This is a genomic window from Brachyspira suanatina, assembly GCF_001049755.1.
Lineage (GTDB): Bacteria > Spirochaetota > Brachyspiria > Brachyspirales > Brachyspiraceae > Brachyspira > Brachyspira suanatina.
Genome location: NZ_CVLB01000021.1, coordinates 1 through 677 on the forward strand (window position 1 = coordinate 1; position 677 = coordinate 677).

At 32.1% G+C, this 677-nt stretch carries 1 protein-coding gene; it reads left to right on the forward strand.

Annotated features, from left to right (window positions below; translation table 11 throughout):
- On the forward strand, positions 1 to 467 hold a 467-nt coding region (locus BRSU_RS14055; protein WP_048596216.1), incomplete at its 5' end, for a DnaA ATPase domain-containing protein.
- Positions 468 to 677: the final 210 nt, after the last annotated feature.

The following is a 677-nucleotide window of genomic DNA, read 5'->3' on the forward strand; positions in this document are numbered from 1 at the left end:
ACTCTCTATATATTGAAGGAGAAAGCGGAACAGGTAAAACTACAATGCTTAAAATGTTATGGCAGATATATGCTATTAATGATATCAAGCCATTGTATATGAGAGCATCTATTTTTGAAGATATGCATAAAAATTTATTCAATAAAAATGCTCAGGACAGAGATTTGAAATCAAGTATAGATGCCAAAATAGATAATATAAAATTTGCAGATATTATTATGATAGATGATATTGACAGCGTAGGTTTTCGTTATGCGGCTGAAGGCTATTATAAACTATTTGATAAAATCAGAGAATTAGAAAAAACAGTGATACTAACATCAAATAAAAGCTATGATGATTTATTAAAAGGTTTGAATAAAAAAATAGATGCTGAATATATAAAAGGCAGACTAACAAGCAGACTTATAAATTTAAAAGTAGTAGACATAGAAATGCAAAAGTCTAAGGAGCTTATAACAGCATAGCAATAAATATAAGTGAGCCGAGTAGGTGCCTAACTGCAAGACTGTAAACAGGCTCGGGAATTAGAAAGCGACCGAGTAGGCACCCTTACGGGTGGGCGAACATAACAACAATAAAGCGAAAAAAAGCCCGCTGGCTTATTTATAAGCTAGCGGATTATAGGCTTTTTTGAGCATAGCAATAATTGTTTATAAGTTGTCAACAATGTTGAT